Origin of the sequence: Halorubrum sp. ARQ200, assembly GCF_005435115.1 — an archaeon.
Classification (GTDB): domain Archaea; phylum Halobacteriota; class Halobacteria; order Halobacteriales; family Haloferacaceae; genus Halorubrum; species Halorubrum tropicale.
Genome location: NZ_SGTZ01000056.1, coordinates 1 through 465 on the forward strand (window position 1 = coordinate 1; position 465 = coordinate 465).

The 465-nt window shown below is 61.9% G+C and carries 1 protein-coding gene; it reads right to left on the bottom strand.

What is annotated here, in order from left to right; translation table 11 throughout:
• Positions 1–465 (bottom strand): Ig-like domain-containing protein (locus EXE50_RS17260; RefSeq protein ID WP_158293678.1); only part of this gene is annotated, 465 nt, incomplete at both ends.

The window sequence follows — 465 nt, forward strand, 5'->3', positions numbered from 1 at the left end:
GATCGACGCACGGTCTTCCACCGTGCCGGTGAACTCGACGTCGTCTTGTTCGTTGTCGTTGATCAGGCCATCGGCATCGTCGAACGCGATGCTGTTGCTGCTATCGCCACCTTCGCCTGGGGCCGCCGTATCCAGCGTCGCGGTGTCATCCACGCTGCCCTGGTTTCCGGCTTCATCGGTCACCGTCATGGTCACGGTCAGCTCGCCATCGGCCAGGCCGCTCACGTCTTGGCCTGTGACGGTCACGTTGCCATCACCATCCACGCTGATGTCGCCTTCCGCCACGGTGACGCTGTTATTTGCGCTGTCGGTGATCACGATGCTGTCGATCGACGCACCGTCTTCCACCGTGCCGGTGAACTCGACGTCGTCTTGTTCGTTGTCGTTGATCAGGCCATCGGCATCGTCGAACGCGATGCTGTTGCTGCTATCGCCACCTTCGCCTGGGGCCGCCGTATCCAGCGT